Raw genomic sequence first — 18,295 nt, forward strand, 5'->3', positions numbered from 1 at the left:
GATGTTGAATAAAATTAAATATTTAGCTATTTTTTTTGTTGTAGGTATTCTTGGTTGGTACATGTTTGTAAAACCTGAAGATTATATAATAAAATTTAAAGTAGCTGCATCTCCTGGGGTATTATTAAGGCAGGTAGAAGAATGGAGCTTGCTACAAAATAAAATGGACTCATTGTCTTCTACATTAAATAATAAAATACCTTTTGAAGTTATTGAACAATCTATTACAAAAGGTGATATGTCTTTAGAAATTAATTGGAGTTTTAAGTTAATTAACGATTCTATCACTCAAGTTTTGGTTGGTGTTTTGGAAAATGAAAATTCAATGTACAACAGAATTACGGCTCCATTTTTAAATACTAATTTTAAAAAAATGTCCATTGGATTGGTTCAAGATTACATCAGTGGTATTGAATACAGATTAAAAAATGAATTTAAGGTTAAATTTCAAGGCGTTGAAAAAATAACAGAGCTTAGGTATGCCTATATCAAAATTGAAGATATAAATATGCTAGATAAGGCTTCAAAAATGATGGAGATTAATGACAAATTGGTAAAATTTTTGAACGATAATGAAATTAAAGATGGAGAGTTGCCTTTTTTAATTGTAGATCGATGGAATTTCCATGAAAATACAATTGATTTCAAATATTGTTTTCCTGTAAAACATAAAGATACCTTACCATCTCATAGTCTAATTAGGTATGGTAAACTGCCATCAGGAAAAGCATTAAAAGCTATTTACAACGGGAATTATAGGACATCAGATAGGGCATGGTTTACATTGCACGACTATGCAAAAAGGCATGGTATTGCTATTCAAAATAAACCAATAGAGTTTTTTAAAAACAATCCTTTCCTTGGTGGAGATGAACTTACATGGGTTACGGAAGTTTACATGCCGATATTGGATTAGTATATAAACGAATTATTTAAAGTAACAATACACCATAAGTTTGAAATTTTTAAATCAATCCGAAAACGATTTCGATTGATTAAAAACTACTTTGTACTTCAAAAATTGTAAATTATGGTAATAATTAAAGAAATTGTTACGATTTGTTTCCTAAAATAAATTATACAATAAAAATAAAATGAAACAATTAGTCATTCTTATATTAACTCTTGCATTAATGAATAGTTGTAAAGATAAAACTGAAAATCAACCCAAAATTCCGGTTGAAAATCATCAATCTACTTGGTGGAAAGAAGGTGTGCTTTATCAAATCTACCCACAAAGTTTTAAAGATACCAATGGTGATGGTTTTGGCGATTTTAAAGGTGTTATTGAAAAGTTAGATTACCTTAAAAGCTTAGGTATTTCAATGGTTTGGATGAATCCTTTTTTTGAATCACCCCTGGTAGACAATGGTTATGATGTAAGTGATTACAGAGCTATTCACCCTAGATACGGAACCATGGATGATTTTCAAGAAATGATTAATGGTATGAAAGCTCGTGGAATTCGCTTTGTATTGGATGTGGTTGTAAACCATAGCAGCAATGAGCATGAATGGTTTAAATCGGCCAGGAGTTCGAGAGATAGCGAATACTATAATTATTATCATTGGTGGCCAGCTGAAAAAGGAAAACCACCCTATAGGCATAGCCTTTTTGATCCTGAAGGTGGCTGGGATTACAATGAAGCAACAAATTCTTATTATTTACATACGTTTGCCGAAGCACAGCCAGATTTAAATTGGGAGAACCCGAAATTGCGACAAGAAGTTTATGATATTATGAAATTTTGGGCGGATAAAGGAGTTGATGGTTTCCGTATGGATGCCTTTCAATTTGCCAGTAAAGACACTACGTATCCTGAGTTTCCGGAGGGACATGAAAAAGATTTCATCAAATGGTACGGCATGCGTCCGCAATTACATGATTATTTAAAGGAAATGTACAAAGAGGTTATTGAACCTTATAATGTTTTTGCTGTTGCTGAAGGTGCTGGAAGTACGTTCCAAGATGCACATGATTTAGTAGATGAAGATCGTAAAGAGCTCCAGACAGCATACCATTTTGAGTATGTCGACATGTCTAAAACACCTGCCGGTTATAAACTTTCAGAATTTAAAGAAGTTTTCACACGATGGGATAAAGAGTTTTCAGAAAAGGGATGGTTGGCCATTTTTCTATCAAATCATGATAATGCTAGAATGGTTAATAGATATGGTAACCCGAGTCCAGAATTCAGAAGGGTATCCACTCAAATGCTAAATACATTTCTATTAAGTATGCGGGGAACCCCTTATACGTATTACGGCGATGAATTGGGAATGACGAACATCGATATGCCAACTATAGAAGAATATGTAGATATCGACGCTATTGGAAAGTATAAATCTGCTTTGGCAGCTAATGCCGATATGGACGAATTTATGGAAGTTCTCAATTATAGCTCTCGTGAAAATGGTCGCACTCCAATGCAATGGGATGATTCTGAAAATGCAGGTTTTACAACAGGAACACCGTGGAAACGAGTTAATGAAAATTATAAAAATGTTAATGTTGCTGCTCAAGATAAAGACCCTAACAGTGTTTTAAATCATTTTAGAAACATGGTAAAGTTGAGAAACAATAATAAGGTTTTGGTTTATGGCGATTATCAAATTATTCAAGAAGAACACCCCGATATTTATGCTTACACCAGAATTTTGGATGATAAAAAGATGCTAGTGCTCCTAAACTTTTCAGATCACGATTCAAATATCAAATTGTCTGAAGGTAATAGTAACAACGAAATACTTATTAATAATTACGAATCATTAAATATTAATGAAGATTTATTTACATTGAAACCCTACCAAGCGGTTGTTGTTTCAATCAATTAGGAATTTAAAATACCAACTATGAAAAAACTAAAGTTTATTACCACCACACTTTTAGCCATTTCATTACTTTTTACGGCGTGCAATAAAAAAGAAACAAGTTTTACTGTTAGTTCACCCGATACCAATATTTCAATAGAATTTGCACTTTCACATGAAGGTCAACCCATGTACATGGTTTATCATAAAAGCAAAACAGTAATTGATACTTCCTTTATGGGTTTCGATTTTAAGGATTTACCTTCGCTGAAAGATAATTTTAAAATTGTAAGTTCAACTACTGGAACTTTTGATGAAAATTGGGATATGCCATGGGGCGAGCAACTTAACGTAAGAAATAATTATAACGAGTTAACTGTAAATTTAGAGGAACAATCTGAAACAAAACGCTTATTGAGTATTCATTTTAAGGTTTATGATGATGGCGTTGGTTTTAGATATGAATTTCCAGAACAACCCAATTTAAAAGAGGTATTAATCACTGATGAAAATACACAATTCAATTTAACGGGAGACCATAAAGTTTGGTGGATTCCGGGTGATTGGGATATTTATGAACATTTGTATAATGAAACCAAATTCTCCGAAATTGATGCTATTTCAAAACAAAACCACCCTAATTTAAGTGCTACTTATATACCTGAAAATGCTGTAAATACGCCTGTTAGTATGAAAACAAATGAGGGATTGTATTTGAGTTTTCATGAAGCTGATTTGACAGATTATGCAGGTATGACACTAAAAATAGATCATGAAAACTTAGATATGATTAGTGAATTGGTAGGCTCTGATCGATTGGGGGGTAAGGCTAAATTGACAGTTCCCTTCAATACACCATGGCGCACCATTCAAATTGCTGAAAAAGCAGGCGATTTAATAGAATCTAAAATGATTTTGAACTTGAATGATCCTAATGAAATCGGTGACGTTGGTTACTTTACCCCAATGAAATACGTAGGCATTTGGTGGGAAATGCACATTGGGAAATCTACTTGGGATTATGAGGGTACTCAAGATATGAGTACTTGGATGGATGGGAAAGATAAAGGGTCACGACATGGTGCTACTACCGAGAACGCCAAAAAATATATCGATTTTGCTTCGCAAAATGGGATAAAAGGGCTTTTGGTTGAAGGTTGGAATACTGGTTGGGATAAATGGATAAGTAACGATAGAGAAGGTGTTTTCGACTTTATGACGCCTTATCCTGATTATAATTTTGATGAGGTAATGAAGTATTCAAAAGAAAAAGGAGTTGAGGTCATCATGCATCACGAAACTTCTGCAGCTCCCTTAACTTATGAGAAACAAATGCATCAGGCTTATGATTTTATGAAAGCCAATGGAATTAATTCAGTAAAAACGGGATATGTTGGTAAAATCATCCCCGAAGGAGAATATCACCACGGGCAGTGGATGGTGAACCACTATCACAAAGTTTTGGTTGAAGCCGCAAAAAAGAAAATTGCAGTAAATGCACACGAACCTATTAAAGCAACTGGTAAACGAAGAACCTACCCAAACGCCATAGCTCGCGAGGGCTTGAGAGGACAGGAATTTAATGCTTGGGCAAGCGATGGTGGAAATCCACCTAGTCACTTATCCACCGTCGCTTTCACAAGAATGTTAGCGGGTCCCATAGATTTTACCCCCGGTGTTTTTAACATAAAATTTGATGATTATAAAAAGGATAATCAAGTTAACACTACTTTAGCACATCAATTAGCCTTGTATGTGGTTATTTACAGTCCTATACAAATGGCTTGCGATTTACCTGAACATTATATGATTGATGGTAAGGTTCACCCTGCTTTTCAATTTATAACGGATGTTGGCGTTGATTGGCAACAAACCAAAGTTTTAAATGGCGAAATAGCAGATTATGTTACTATTGCGCGTCAAGAACGTAAAACTGGTTCTTGGTTTGTAGGTGGTATTACCGATGAAAATGCTAGAGAAGAATCTTTGAAATTCGACTTTTTGGATGCAGGAAAAATATATGAGGCTACGCTTTATAAAGATGCTCCAGACGCTCACTGGAATGATAATCCGCAAGCTTATGAAATAGAGAAAATGGAGCTTACAAATACCTCTACTTTAGATATAAAACTGGCTCCTGGAGGTGGTTTTGCAATTAGCATTATTCAAAAAAACTAAACTAACTAAACCAATTATGAAACTAACTAAACCAAGCTTATCCTTTTGGCAAATTTTAAATATGAATGTTGGATTTTTAGGGATTCAATACAGTTTTGGTTTGCAACAAACAGCTATAAATCCTATATTTTTATATTTAGGAGCACCGGAAGATATGCTTCCAATTTTAAATATCGCAGGACCAGTTACAGGGCTAATTATTCAACCCATCATTGGAGCCATGTCTGACAAGACATGGTCACCACGTTGGGGAAGGAGAAAACCTTACTTTTTAATTGGGGCTTTAATGGGGAGTTTGTGTTTGTTTGCATTTCCACATAGTCCTGTATTATGGTTTGCTGTGGGTCTTTTGTGGATATTAGATGTAGGAAATAATATGGCCATGGAACCTTACAGAGCTTTTGTGGGAGATAAATTACCAGAGAAACAATTAAGTTTAGGATACCAAATGCAAAGTCTTTTTGTTGGTGCAGGTATATTATTAGCAAACGGGTCTATTGTTTTATTTCAATACTTATTTGGTGGTGAATCTGTAGAGGAGGCTGGTACCATACCACAATGGTTATATTATTCTTTCTTTATTGGTGCATTTTTGTCTTTAACAACCATTTTATGGTCGGTTATAAAAACGCCCGAAATTCCCCCGTCTGATGAAGAATTGGACGAAATAAACAAAATAAAAAAACTGCCATTCAGTAAACGGATATTAAAACCTTTTATGGAAATTGTTGAGGCCATTAAAGAAATGCCTAAGTTTATGTGGAAAATTGGAGCAGTTTATTTGTTTCAGTGGTATGCTCTTTTTATTTATTGGCAATTTACAACACCATTATTTAAAAAAACTTTAGATTTCACTACCTCGGAGGCGGCGTCTCAAGCTGCTAAAATGAGCTTAACATATAATACCGTAACTATGATTGTAGCATTAATGTTAGTGCCTCTAACGCTCAAATTTGGTGGTAAAAAGATTTACGCCATCAGTCTCATTGGCACAGCCGCCGCTTTGTTTTCCATACCATATATCTCAGATCCCAATTTGGTGCTAGTTCCAATGATATTTTTTGGAATAGGTTGGGCAGCAATGATGGGAATTCCATATACTATGGTTTCTAAAATAGTACCTCAGGAGCGACGTGGTGTTTACATGGGCATATTGAATATGATGATTGTTATACCCATGTTTATACAAACACTCACATTTGGACCCATTTATAAATATTTATTGGGTGATAATGCTATTAATGCTATGTTATTTGCAGGTGTGTTTTTTGGAATAGCTGCTTTACTAGCATTTCGTTTAAATGAAACAAAATCTGTTAATGTAGATTAATTGATAATGATTAATTATGAAAAACCTAGGTATTAAAATATCCATTTATCTAAACTATTTTGTATTTGCTATTTTGCTGAATAGTGTTGGGATAGTCATTGAGAAATCGATTGATGTTTACAAAGTAACAGAATCACAAGCATCGCTTCTGGAGGCTTTTAAAGACTTACCAATAGCTATAGTTTCATTTTTAATAGCCTCATTTTTACCTCGTTTTGGTTATAAAAGGGCCATGTTGGTTGCTTTAGGTATCGTGTTTTTTGGATGTTTATATATGATTTTTGGTAATACCTTTTTTCATACAAAAGTGTTGTTTTTATCAATAGGTATTAGTTTCGCATTAATAAAACTATCGGTTTATTCGCTAATAGGTATTTTAACTGAGTCTAAAAAAGAACATGCCTCTTTAATGAGCTCTATTGAAGGGTTTTTTATGGTAGGCATAGCTTTAGCTTATTTTTTATTTCCTGCGTTTTATTCGGAAGACGAGAATTCTTGGTTGAATGTGTATTACCTTTTATGCGGATTGATAGCGATTTCATTTGTATTCTTATTGTTTTCCAGAGTTGAATATGAAGTTGAAGCCATAGGCTCCAGTTTAAAAGACGATTTAAAGGAATCTATTAAACTTATGGTGGTTCCTTTGGTTTTAGTATTTATTATTTCAGCATTTTTATTCGTCATGATTGAACAAGGGATCATGTCTTGGCTCCCAACTTTCAATAAAAAAATATTCAATTTCAGTTCAGTTTTAAGCGTTCAAATGGCCAGTATACTAGCACTGTCTTTGGCCTTGGGTAGGTTTATTGCAGGGTTTTTAACAAAATACATCAACTGGGTATTTTTAGTCATTATTTGTGTGGTAATGTCAGGCGGAATTTTAGTTTATATTTTACCTCAATTGCAGGGGGATATTAAGGCTATTGGTGAAATTTCAAGTTTGTCCGATGTGCCTATGTTAGGTTTTATTTTACCATTAATTGGCCTGTTCATTGCACCAATTTATCCACTATTAAATTCAACTGTGCTAAGTTCTTTGCCAAAAAGTTTACACTCCCCTATGTCTGGCTTAATTATTATTTTTTCAGCCTTAGGTGGAACCATTGGTTCTAGAATCGTTGGTGAATTATTTGAGAGTATAGGTGGGGCCAGTGCATTTTACTTTTTATTAATTCCTATGACGTTATTGATAATTTTTGTGTTGATTATTGATAGAATGTCTAAAAAGCAAGTCGTAGTGTAACTATGGTTTTTTCATTAAACATAGAAGATACTTTAAATAGATTATTACAACAGGAAGATACCGATGGCGATAAAAAAATCACCATAGAAGATAATGGTCCAAAAGCATTTGAAATTGAATCTAGAGAAGGTAATAAATGTATAGTAAAAGGAACTTATCATCTATCCAATCTGTTACAGGAGTTGGTTATTTCAAAAAATGAAGGAAATAAATTTGCTGAAATTCCTTTAAAAAAAATTGAAGAACCGCCTGTAATTCGAATTTCTCGAATGATACGCGATTATTACTGGAAGGGTTTAACTAGAAGTATGGATGAAGTGGGAGTAGAAAAACTGATTGCAGACACTAAAAATGAAACACTAACAGCTAGCAAACTTCCTGTATATGTTCCTTTTCATGATGAATTGGCTTTTAATTATTATAATACTCTAGAGTTAAAGTTACCCATTCAAGTTATTAAATTACCTGAGCATATTTCACCTGAATTTGTAAAATCCATTAACAAAAAACCTGGGATATTATCCTTAAAATTACAAGAAGCCCATGGTGAAATTAAAGGTGTACCATTTGTGGTACCAGGAGGGCGATTTAACGAAATGTATGGTTGGGACAGCTATTTTGAATCGGTAGGATTATTGCTAGATGGGAAAACAGAATTGGCCAAAGCAATGGCTGATAATTTTCAATATGAAATTATTCATTATGGAAAAATATTAAACGCCAACCGTTCGTATTATTTAACGAGAACGCAACCTCCGTTTTACAGTAGTTTAATTCGTGAAGTTTTTGAAATAACTCATGATAAGGAATGGTTAAAATCCCATTTAAAAACGGCTATTCAAGAATATGAAACCGTCTGGATGGTTCAGGGTAAAAGACTGACTGAAAATGGATTAAATAGATATTTAGCCGAAGGAATTGGCATGCCTCCCGAAACCGAAGAAGGGCATTACGATGCTATTTTAAAACCTTTTGCTGAAGAAGCTAATTTGTCAATTCACGACTATATTTTTAAGTATCAAAATAATTATATCCAGAATGATTTTTTAGATACTTACTTTCTTCATGATAGGACCGTTCGAGAATCAGGCCACGATACATCATACAGAATTGAAGGTATGTGTGCCGATTTAAATTTGGTAGAGTTAAACGTATTATTATATAAATATGAATTGGATTTTGCTGAAATCATAAATAATATTTTTGATAACACGTTTGAAGCTAACGCTACAATTTACACCAGTAAGTATTGGTTTGAAAAAGCAAGCTTGAGAAAATCTTTAATCAATAAATTCTGTTGGAACTCAGAAAAAGGTTTGTATTTAGATTATAATCAAGTCACAAAAAAACAATCAACATTTGTGGCTGCCACAACATTAACACCCTTGTGGTGTAAAATGGCTACCCAAGAGCAAGCCAAAATATTAGTAGATAATGCAATAAGACTTTTAAAGGAGAAAGGTGGAATTGCAGGCAGTTCTGAAGAAAGTAGAGGTAATATAAATGAAAAACGTCCTCACAGGCAATGGGACTATCCTAATGGATGGGCACCACACCAAATGATGATTTGGAAAGGCCTTTTGAACTATGGTTTTGATTTGGAAGCTCAAGAATTAGTCTATCGTTGGTTGTACATGATTACTAAAAATGCGGTAGATTATAATGGCACCATTCCCGAAAAATATGATGTTGTTGAAGGGACTCATAAAGTATTTGCAGAATATGGAAATGTGGGGACTGATTTTGAATATATGTCGCAAGAAGGATTTGGTTGGATGAATGCCTCATATCAGTATGGATTGTCTTTACTGGAAAGCAAATATGTTGAAAAGCTTAATAATCTCATAGAGCCCGAATTGGTTTTTTAATGTCATTTTATGCATTCACTCAAATTAATTTTATCTAACCTTAAATATTTTGCACCAGTTTGGGTATTTAGTTCTTTAAATTTTATAATAGGCACTTGGGTTTTATATATTCCACATGTGAAAGAAAAATTACAACTCAATGATTCGGAAATTGGTTTAGCCTTATTTTGTTTAGCAGCAGGTGTTTTAATTTCCATTCCAACGGTGCCATTTTTAAGTAAAAAAATAGGATTGGGTCGCTATACCTTAATAGGCGTTGTGTTATTTTCAATAGCTTTTTTGTTTCCCTTAATGTCGTCTAGTTACGTTTTGCTATGTGCATCATTATGTATTGTGGGAATGTTTTCTGGAACAACGGATGTTGCTATGAATACGTTGGTATCGGAAATCGAAAAGCGAGATTCCTGCAACTTTATGTCCGCTGCTCATGGGTTCTTTAGTTTAGGTGGTGCTCTTGGAGCAGTTTTAGGAAGTTTTTTAATGCCATTTTTTGAGAATCCTGTTTATCATATGATGGTCATGATATTATTTATTATTTTGATAAATATAGTTTTGGGTAAACATTATTTTAAAATTATTGAAGAATCTGTCTCAAAGGAAAAAAGTAAACGTGAAATAAAAATATTAAAACCCTTATTAGCCTTAGCTTTTATTGCTTTTGTAATTATGAGTAGTGAAGGAGCCATTGAGCATTGGAGTACACTTTACTTTACCGAGGTTATAGAAATTACCCAAAAAAATCTAGCTGGAATAGGATTTATTGTATTTTCAACAACTATGACCATAGGTCGCTTTTTTGGTGATAGAATCAGTGAAAAAATAGGTTCCTTAAGAATCATTTTATTAGGTTGTTTTTTGGCGAGCGTGGGTTATTTATGTGTTCTTTTTAATAGTTTTATAATGGCTGTTTTAGGATTTGGTATATTAGGTTTGGGGCTTTCCGTAATTATTCCAGAATTATTTAGAATGGCAGGGAAAACGAAAGGCATAAAAGCATCTGTTGGTATTTCGTTTGTATCAGGTATAGGGTTTATGGGATTTTTACTTGGGCCAGTTATTTTGGGATTTATATCTGATGCTTACAGTCTAAAAATTAGTTTTTCAGCTTTATTGATGTTGACCATTTTAGCTTTAATCATATCATTTCTAAAACTTAAATCTGGTAAGGTAAATTCATAATGAGCTTTAAAAAACATAACTAAACTAAATATCATGAATTGCACATTAGCAAAATTGCAAACTTACCTTAATAATATAGGCATTGCATCTGACCAATTAAAAACAAATAAATATTAACAGATGAAAAAATTAATTTTACTTTTTATGGGTTTGATAGTTATATCTAACTGTAAAAACCAATCAGACAAAAGGGATATCAACCCAGAAACAGTTGCTGTTTCCAAACTAAAATTCCCGGAAAAATTGCATGGATCAACCATTTATGAGGTAAACATTAGGCAATTTACCGCAGAGGGTACGTTTGATGCTTTTTCAAAACATTTACCTAGGCTAAAGGAATTAGGTGTTGATGTTCTTTGGTTAATGCCCATTCATCCCATTAGTAAAGCAGGAAGAAAGGGCACTTTAGGAAGTTACTATGCGCCACAAGATTATACGGCCGTAAATCCTGAATTTGGAACGATGGATGATTTTAATGAACTTTTAAAGAAAGCACACGACATGGGCTTTTATTTGATTTTGGATTGGGTGCCAAACCATACAGGGCGTGATCATAAATGGGTTACGGAAAATCCCGAGTATTACATAAGAGATGCTGAAGAGAATGTAACTTATGAATCTATGAGTCCTACAGATGTTTGGTGGGATACCGCACTTCTTGATAACAGTAATCCCGAAACACGAAAGGCCATGATTGAAGCCATGCGTTTTTGGGTAGAATTAGGAATAGATGGGTTTAGACTGGATCATGGTTGTGGCGATAAAATTCCATTATATCTATGGGAAGAGGCAAGAGCAAGTTTAGACCCCATAAAAGATTTATTTTGGTTAGCTGAGTGTGGACATGAAACATTTATTTTAGATGGAAGTTATGCTGACGAATTTGAAGTCATTATGCGAGAAATAGCTGAAGGCAACCAAAAAGGCGATGCATTATCTGATTGGATTGAAAACGACATGTTTAAATATGGAAGAACGGCATTACGAATGACCTATACATCTAACCATGATTTGAATTCATGGAATGGTACTGTTTTCGAGAGATTTGGAGAGGGCTATAAAACATTTGCTGCGTTTGTATTTACATCATACGGCTTTCCTTTAATTCTAGGTGGACAAGAAGTAGGCCTTGACAAACGATTGGAATTTTTTGAAAAAGATTCTATTAGTTGGGATGACCCAAAAGGGTTTCAAAACTTTTACAAATCTTTAGTAAAACTGAAAAAAGAGAATCCAGCCATTTGGGCGGGTGATGCAGGAGGCTTTCCTATATCCATTGAAGAAAATGAGAATGTCGTAGGGTTTACAAGAGAGGTTGAGGGGAATCAAGTGATTGGAATTTTTAATTTTTCCCCAGAAAATCAATCTGTAGAAATCACGAATGAGAAAGTTTTTGGCACGTATAAAGATTATTTTTCTGGGAATTCGTTTGATATTAATAATAATCCACTCGAATTAAAACCATGGGAATATGTAGTTTTTACTAAATAGTACATTTAGGTTGATTTACATAAGTCGAAAACGTTTTCGTCGAAAATGAAAATACTTTTTTAATCAGAATTTTATTTAACACCATTTGTAGTCGTAATTTGTATAACAATTAAGATATTAATCCATAAATTAATTTGAAAAATATAGACATTCTATGTGTTGGAGAAGTTCTCATTGATTTTATTGGGCATCAAGCAGGTGTTCAAATCAATAATACGAGAGATTATCACAGATATTTGGGAGGTTCGCCCACTAATGTGGCCATGAATTGTGCCAGGTTAGGTTTAAAATCTATCTTGGTTTCTACCGTTGGTAATGATGGTTTTGGCGAGTATATCCATAAAAGATTAAACGAAGTAGGAGTTAATACGAGTTTTACAAAAAAAATTGAAGATAAACCAACCAGTGTCATTTTCGTATCAAGAACCGATGGTACGCCAGATTTCATTCCCTTTCGTGAAGCCGATTATTGTATAACTGAAGATCAAATTTCAAAGGAGACTCTAGAAAACACAAAAATATTTCATACCACTTGTTTTGCTCTAAGTAAAAACCCTGCACAAGCAACAATTCTTAAAAAAGCAGAAGAAGGTTTTAATTTAGGTTGTAAATTAAGTATAGATGTAAACTATGCCAAAAAGCTATGGAAATCGCAAGAAGAGGCTTTGTCTGTCATCAAAACTTATTGTAAGTTCAACCCGTTGATTAAGATAAGTGAAGATGATATGCAACGGCTTTTTGAGCAAAAGTTGTCACATGAAGCGATATTTAGGTTTTTCCATAATAATGGAGTCGATATCGTATGCTTAACACTTGGTAGCAATGGTGTTAAATTATCGCAAAAAGGAAAGGATATCATCGAGTTGCCTGCCATAAAAATTGAAAAAGTAATGGATGCCACTGGTGCCGGAGACGCATTTTGGTCTGGGTTTTTATACGCATATATTAAAGAAAAACCAATAGGTGAATGTCTCCATGTAGCTCTAAAATTAGCAGCTTTAAAACTTCAAAATGTGGGAAGATTACCTGATAATATAGATATATTATCCAAACTCTTGTAGTGTCATGCAAAAAAATAATAACCCAAATAAAACAACTGATTTTAAAGGTGTGATGCTTAACGCTTACCCTGATAGTATAGGAGAAAAACTTAGCGATACCATCAGCATGCTCAAAATGCCTGAATTTAAAGAGGTTTTTTCTTTATTTTACGTGCTTCCAACTTTTTTTAACAGTGATTTGGATAGAGGTTTTTCAGTTATAGACTATAATCTGAACAAAGAGTTGGTTTCAAATGGAGACTTAAAAGATCTGGAACGCCTAAATATCCAGCTAAAGTTTGATATTGTTTTAAATCATTTATCAGTGGCGTCTCCTCAATTTAAAGACCTATTGGATAAGGGAGAACAGTCTAAGTATAAAGATTTCTTCATCAACTGGAATACCTTTTGGCAAGGATATGGAACGATGAATGATGAAGGGATAATTATTCCTAGAGAGGAATTTCTGAACAAACTCTTCATGAGAAAATCTGGATTACCCATATTGAAAGTACCTTTTCCAGATGGTTCAGAACAACCTTATTGGAATACATTTTACCAGCAAATTACCTATCATAAAATTAATGTTAAAGATTTAGAAAAAGTTGAGGGATTAACTTTTGATAAGGCAGGATTAATTTGTAAAAAAATCAATGCTGCCATTGAAAAAGGAGAGGATTTTGATACCATCAATTTTGAAGATTCAGTTCATTATAAACAGGAAGTGTTAAGAATTGTAAAACGTAATCGCTCTTATTTAGGACAAATGGATGTGAATGCCAAATCTGAATTGGTTTGGGATTTTTATGAAGAAACCTTATCCAAATTAAAAGATTTTGGGTGTAAAATTTTACGATTGGATGCCTTTGCATATTTACATAAGGAGGTTGGGCAAACCAACTTTTTTAATAAACCAGGTACTTGGGATTATTTAGAAGGTATTAAAAAAATAGCCGATAAAAACAACTTGTTACTATTACCCGAAATCCATGCAGAATATGGACTAGGGTTGCATGATGAGGTAGCTAAACAGGGGTATCCTATTTACGATTTTTTCCTCCCTGGATTAATGATTCATACTCTGGAGACAGGTTCTAGTAAAGCAATTTTGTCCTGGGCTAATGAAATAGTAAATAAAGGTTACAAAACGGTAAATATGTTGGGTTGCCATGATGGAATTCCTGTTTTGGATTTAAAGGGAAAAGAAGTAAATGGTGTTTATAACAGAGGTTTGTTAGATGATAAAGAAATAGAGTCGATCATGAATACCATTATGGATCGTGGGGGACGAGTTAAAAACCTTTACGATGCTGAAGGTAAAAAAATTTCTTACTATCAGGTTAATGCCACGTTTTTTAGTGCCTTAGGCGAAAACGAGCAAAAAATGCTATTAGCAAGAGCCATTCAAATGTTTATGCCAGGGATTCCCCAAGTGTGGTACTTAGATGTTTTTGTTGGTAAAAATGATTATGCTGCTGCAGATAAAGGAGGAAGTGCTGGGCATAAGGAAATTAACCGCTCTACGCTTTCAATTAAGGACATTAAAGAAGGGTTGAAAAGAGATATTGTTTTAAATCAATTAAAACTAATGCGCTTAAGAAATACCAGCAAAGCTTTTTTAGGGGATATGGTAATTAATGAGGCACAAGATTACGAAATAAATATTTCTTGGAAGTTTAATGAGGATTTTGCACAATTAAATGCAAATCTTAAAACCTTCGCGTTTACTATAAAATATTCAGATTCTGATAATTATAAAGTTTTTAATTTTTGACAATATAAAGATTAAAAATCTTAAAGATTAAGTGTTTTTATTGTAAGATTTAATTTATAAATCTTTAAATTTTGTGAGTAGAAAAGCGCGCAACCCATGTTGCGCGCTTTTTAATTTTATAAAATTAATCTAAAATAGGAGGTACACCAGCGTTTAAAAGTTTTTCCTCCATTTTTGGGATATCCGTTTTACTGAATTTATCAAGATCAGCCTTAATCCTATTAAAAAGTTGCTTAGCAATATCTAAATTTTCCATGTGCATTTTGGTTGGGCCATAAATTGTGCTTAAACCACGTTGTGCTGTTGATAATCTTGATTCAATAGTTAAAATGTCTTTCTCATCTATTTCTTTTTTGGAGGCATTTCCATCAAGAATACGGTTTAATTTAAGCATCTGAGCCTTGAGTATTTTTAATTCATTTTCAATACTTCCCGGTTCTTTTTCAATGTAAGCCAAAGCTTTTTCAAAAGCATTTAATTTTTTTGATGCATTATCAAAATCATTAGTGACTTTTTCATATTCGAATTTAAAGGCTTTTAAGTCAGCTAAGTAAGTGTCTAACTCTGAACTCATTGGATTTTTAAGGTAATTTTCTCTAATCCTTACTACTTCAAAATATTGTGGTTCAGCTAGTTTAGTAACTTCTCCTTTAATATTGGAATACATAGATACCGAATAGTTGCCATCAGGCGCATACAAACTTCGGTATGAGGAAGTGGGATTTCCACTAATTCTATTAATATTCAAAGACGTATTGTTGGGGATTTTTAAATTCCAGGATACACGGTTAAACCCCTTTTTGTAAGGAGCGTTAAGTCTAGTTATGAATTTACCATCTTTATCTCTGATAACCAAAACTACGGCAGCACCATCCTCGTTTTTTTCAGCATCTAGAGCATCCCAACCTGGAAAAGGAATGTCCTTGTTTTCTTTCTTTAAAACTTTCTCCCTTTTTTGACGTTGGGCTTTCAAACTTTGAAAATTTTCTGGTAAATAATACGTAAAGTTAGCGCCAAAATCCGGATTCTTTGCTGTGAAATAACTGGCACCTTGGCTTGAGGTTCCTCCACTAGTAGGATTATATTGCAAAGCTTTTCTAGGTTTGTATAATTGAGGTTTTGATAGTGTTTCTGAATTAGCATTTCTTAATGGGCTATAATCATCTAAAATATAGAAGCCACGACCGAAAGAGGCTGCTATAAGGTCGTTTTCCCTTTTCTGGATGGCCAAATCCCTGAAAGCTATTGTTGGTAAACCTTCGGAAAACTTGGTCCAATTATCGCCTTGATTTAATGATATATAAATACCATATTCAGTAGCTAAAAAAAGTAAATTAGGATTTATGTGGTCTTGTACAATGCGCCAGACCATGCTGTTTTCTGGAATGCCGTTAGTTATGGATTTCCATGAAGCTCCACCGTTTGTACTTTTTAATAAGTAAGGTTTAAAATCACCAAATTTATGATTATCTAAAGCAACATATACTGTATTTACGTTGTGTAAATCGGCTTTTATGTCATTTACAAAAGCTGTACTTGGAACATTTGGTAAATTAGAAACTAAAATTTTAGTCCAACTATTACCTCCATTTTTAGTGTATTGTATAATGCCGTCATCGGTTCCTGCATAAAGCACGTTTTCATCCAAAGGAGACTCGGAAAGTGATGTGATGGTATTGTAGGTAGACATGGCAAATACATCCCAAACGCCATCCCAACTTTGTTGTTTCCCCATAATGGGTAATGAAAGACGTTCTTGGTTTTTGGTTAAATCTTTCGAAATAGGTGTCCAGCTATCACCACGATTATCTGATCTCCAAACACGTTGGGTTCCAAAATAAATGCGTTTAGGGTCGTGGTTGCTAACTAAAATTGGGGAATCCCAATTGTTACGTTCGTAAGGGTCATCAATACCTGCTTGAGGTTTAATATAAACAGTTTCGTCTGTAGTTACGTCAATTCGATATAGTGAGCCTTCTTGAGATTGTGCATATATGATGTTAGGATTCCCAGGCTCTGTGGCTGGTTGATGGCCATCGCCACCTAAAACTACTCGCCAATCAGAATTTGCTATACCGCTTGTTTTAAACGTACGTGAAGGACCACCCTGTGTGTTATTATCTTGAGTACCTCCATAAATATTGTAAAAAGGTTCAGCATCGTCTACGGCTAATTTGTAAAACTGGGTAATGGGTAAGTTGTTTACAAATTTCCAAGTCTCAGAACCATCGAAAGATTCATAAATACCACCATCAGTGCCTATTAACATGTAATTTGGATCGTTGGTTCTAAATGTTAAACTATGATCATCACCGTGTTTATCGGCTTTTTTCATAACCTCAAAAGTTTTTCCACCATCTAAAGAGACTAACGTGCTGTTGTTCATCAAGTAAAGTTTATCAAACACATAGGGCGAAGCTATTAACTCTTGGTAATAGTGTGGTCCTGTACCACCAGATACAGTATTGGACATTTTGGTCCAACTAGCCCCGCGGTCTTCAGATCTGTATATACCACCGGTACGTCGCTCTAGCTCAATAGCGGCATAAACAACATCAGGATTTATGGGGGAAATGGCTAAACCAATTTTTCCCATATCTCCTGAGGGAAGCCCTTTGCTTAATTTTTCCCAAGTGTTGCCCCCATCTATACTTTTATATAAAGCAGATCCTTTGCCTCCACCTAAATATGCAGCTACATTTCTATGTCTTTGCCAAGTGGCAGCATACAAAACATCTTCATCTCTTGGATCTATAATCAAATCGGTTGCCCCTGTCCATTCATTACCACTTATAACCTGTTTCCAAGTTTCCCCACCATCTTCGGTTTTATAAACACCTCTGTCACCGCCTGAACTCCAAAGAGGCCCTTGGGCCGCAACCCAAACAATGTTGGGGTTTTTTGGGTTCACAATAATTTTAGAGATGTGTTCAGATTTTTTTAAACCTTTGTTTTTCCATGTTTTTCCTGCATCGTGGCTTACGTAAATGCCATGACCAATACCCACGTGACGTCCGCCAACATTTTCACCCGTACCTAACCATATCGTGTTGGAATTGTTTGGGTTTATTGTTAAGCACCCCGTGGAATAAAACGATTCCTTATCTGTTAGGGGGGTCCAAGTAGTGCCAGAATTAACAGTTTTCCATACACCTCCAGAACCTACAGCTACATACCATATATTTTGGTTTTGAGGATCTATAGCTATGTCAGCAATTCTGCCAGACATAAAGGCAGGACCAATACTTCTAAATTTTAATCCCGTTAAAGTAGAGTCTGTTTTTTTTTCTTGAGTATTTCCTGTAATAAAAAAAAGGCAAGTAAATAATATGGTAAAAATGGTTTTTGACAACGTCATAACTTTTTTTTGCAAATTTAGATA

Annotated in this window: 11 protein-coding genes; 10 read left to right on the forward strand and 1 reads right to left on the reverse strand. The window is 34.1% G+C overall.

All coding sequences use genetic code 11. The annotated features are described in order from the left end of the window. Nucleotide 1: 1 nt before the first annotated feature. The 10 genes from ABD963_RS12815 (at nt 2) to ABD963_RS12860 (ending at nt 14,913) form a co-directional block, all read left to right on the forward strand. Nucleotides 2-916 carry a GyrI-like domain-containing protein gene (locus tag ABD963_RS12815; RefSeq protein ID WP_345277417.1) on the forward strand — a complete coding sequence of 305 codons (915 nt, stop codon included), beginning with the start codon at nt 2-4 and terminating at the stop codon, nt 914-916. 178 nt (nt 917-1,094) lie between these two features. After that, nucleotides 1,095-2,834 (forward strand): glycoside hydrolase family 13 protein, encoded by a 1,740-nt coding sequence (locus ABD963_RS12820; protein ID WP_345277419.1) that lies wholly within the window; start codon nt 1,095-1,097, stop codon nt 2,832-2,834. A gap of 18 nt (nt 2,835-2,852) precedes the next feature. Continuing rightward, a complete protein-coding gene (locus ABD963_RS12825) occupies nt 2,853-4,988 on the forward strand; it encodes a glycoside hydrolase family 97 protein (protein WP_345277421.1) in 2,136 nt (711 codons plus the stop codon). 16 nt (nt 4,989-5,004) lie between these two features. After that, nucleotides 5,005-6,318 carry an MFS transporter gene (locus tag ABD963_RS12830; RefSeq protein ID WP_345277423.1) on the forward strand — a complete coding sequence of 438 codons (1,314 nt, stop codon included), beginning with the start codon at nt 5,005-5,007 and terminating at the stop codon, nt 6,316-6,318. A gap of 16 nt (nt 6,319-6,334) precedes the next feature. Continuing rightward, nucleotides 6,335-7,561: an MFS transporter gene (locus ABD963_RS12835; protein WP_345277425.1), complete on the forward strand. Its 1,227-nt coding sequence runs from the start codon at nt 6,335-6,337 to the stop codon at nt 7,559-7,561. A gap of 2 nt (nt 7,562-7,563) precedes the next feature. Continuing rightward, nucleotides 7,564-9,429, forward strand: coding sequence for a trehalase family glycosidase (locus ABD963_RS12840; RefSeq protein WP_345277427.1), 1,866 nt, complete (start codon nt 7,564-7,566; stop codon nt 9,427-9,429). A 9-nt stretch (nt 9,430-9,438) separates the two neighbouring features. Then, nucleotides 9,439-10,608 (forward strand): MFS transporter, encoded by a 1,170-nt coding sequence (locus ABD963_RS12845; RefSeq protein WP_345277429.1) that lies wholly within the window; start codon nt 9,439-9,441, stop codon nt 10,606-10,608. A 120-nt stretch (nt 10,609-10,728) separates the two neighbouring features. Then, nucleotides 10,729-12,099 (forward strand): alpha-amylase family glycosyl hydrolase, encoded by a 1,371-nt coding sequence (locus tag ABD963_RS12850; RefSeq protein ID WP_345277430.1) that lies wholly within the window; start codon nt 10,729-10,731, stop codon nt 12,097-12,099. 134 nt (nt 12,100-12,233) lie between these two features. Then, complete coding sequence (locus ABD963_RS12855) at nt 12,234-13,160, forward strand: carbohydrate kinase family protein (protein WP_345277432.1); 927 nt, start codon at nt 12,234-12,236, stop codon at nt 13,158-13,160. Between the two features lie 4 nt (nt 13,161-13,164). Then, complete coding sequence (locus tag ABD963_RS12860) at nt 13,165-14,913, forward strand: alpha-amylase family protein (RefSeq protein WP_345277434.1); 1,749 nt, start codon at nt 13,165-13,167, stop codon at nt 14,911-14,913. A gap of 124 nt (nt 14,914-15,037) precedes the next feature. On the opposite strand, the gene ABD963_RS12865 is transcribed toward ABD963_RS12860, so the two are convergent. Continuing rightward, nucleotides 15,038-18,271: a VPS10 domain-containing protein gene (locus tag ABD963_RS12865; protein ID WP_345277436.1), complete on the reverse strand. Its 3,234-nt coding sequence runs from the start codon at nt 18,269-18,271 to the stop codon at nt 15,038-15,040. Between the last annotated feature and the right edge of the window lie 24 nt (nt 18,272-18,295).

This window comes from Litoribaculum gwangyangense, assembly GCF_039543505.1.
Taxonomy (GTDB): domain Bacteria; phylum Bacteroidota; class Bacteroidia; order Flavobacteriales; family Flavobacteriaceae; genus Litoribaculum; species Litoribaculum gwangyangense.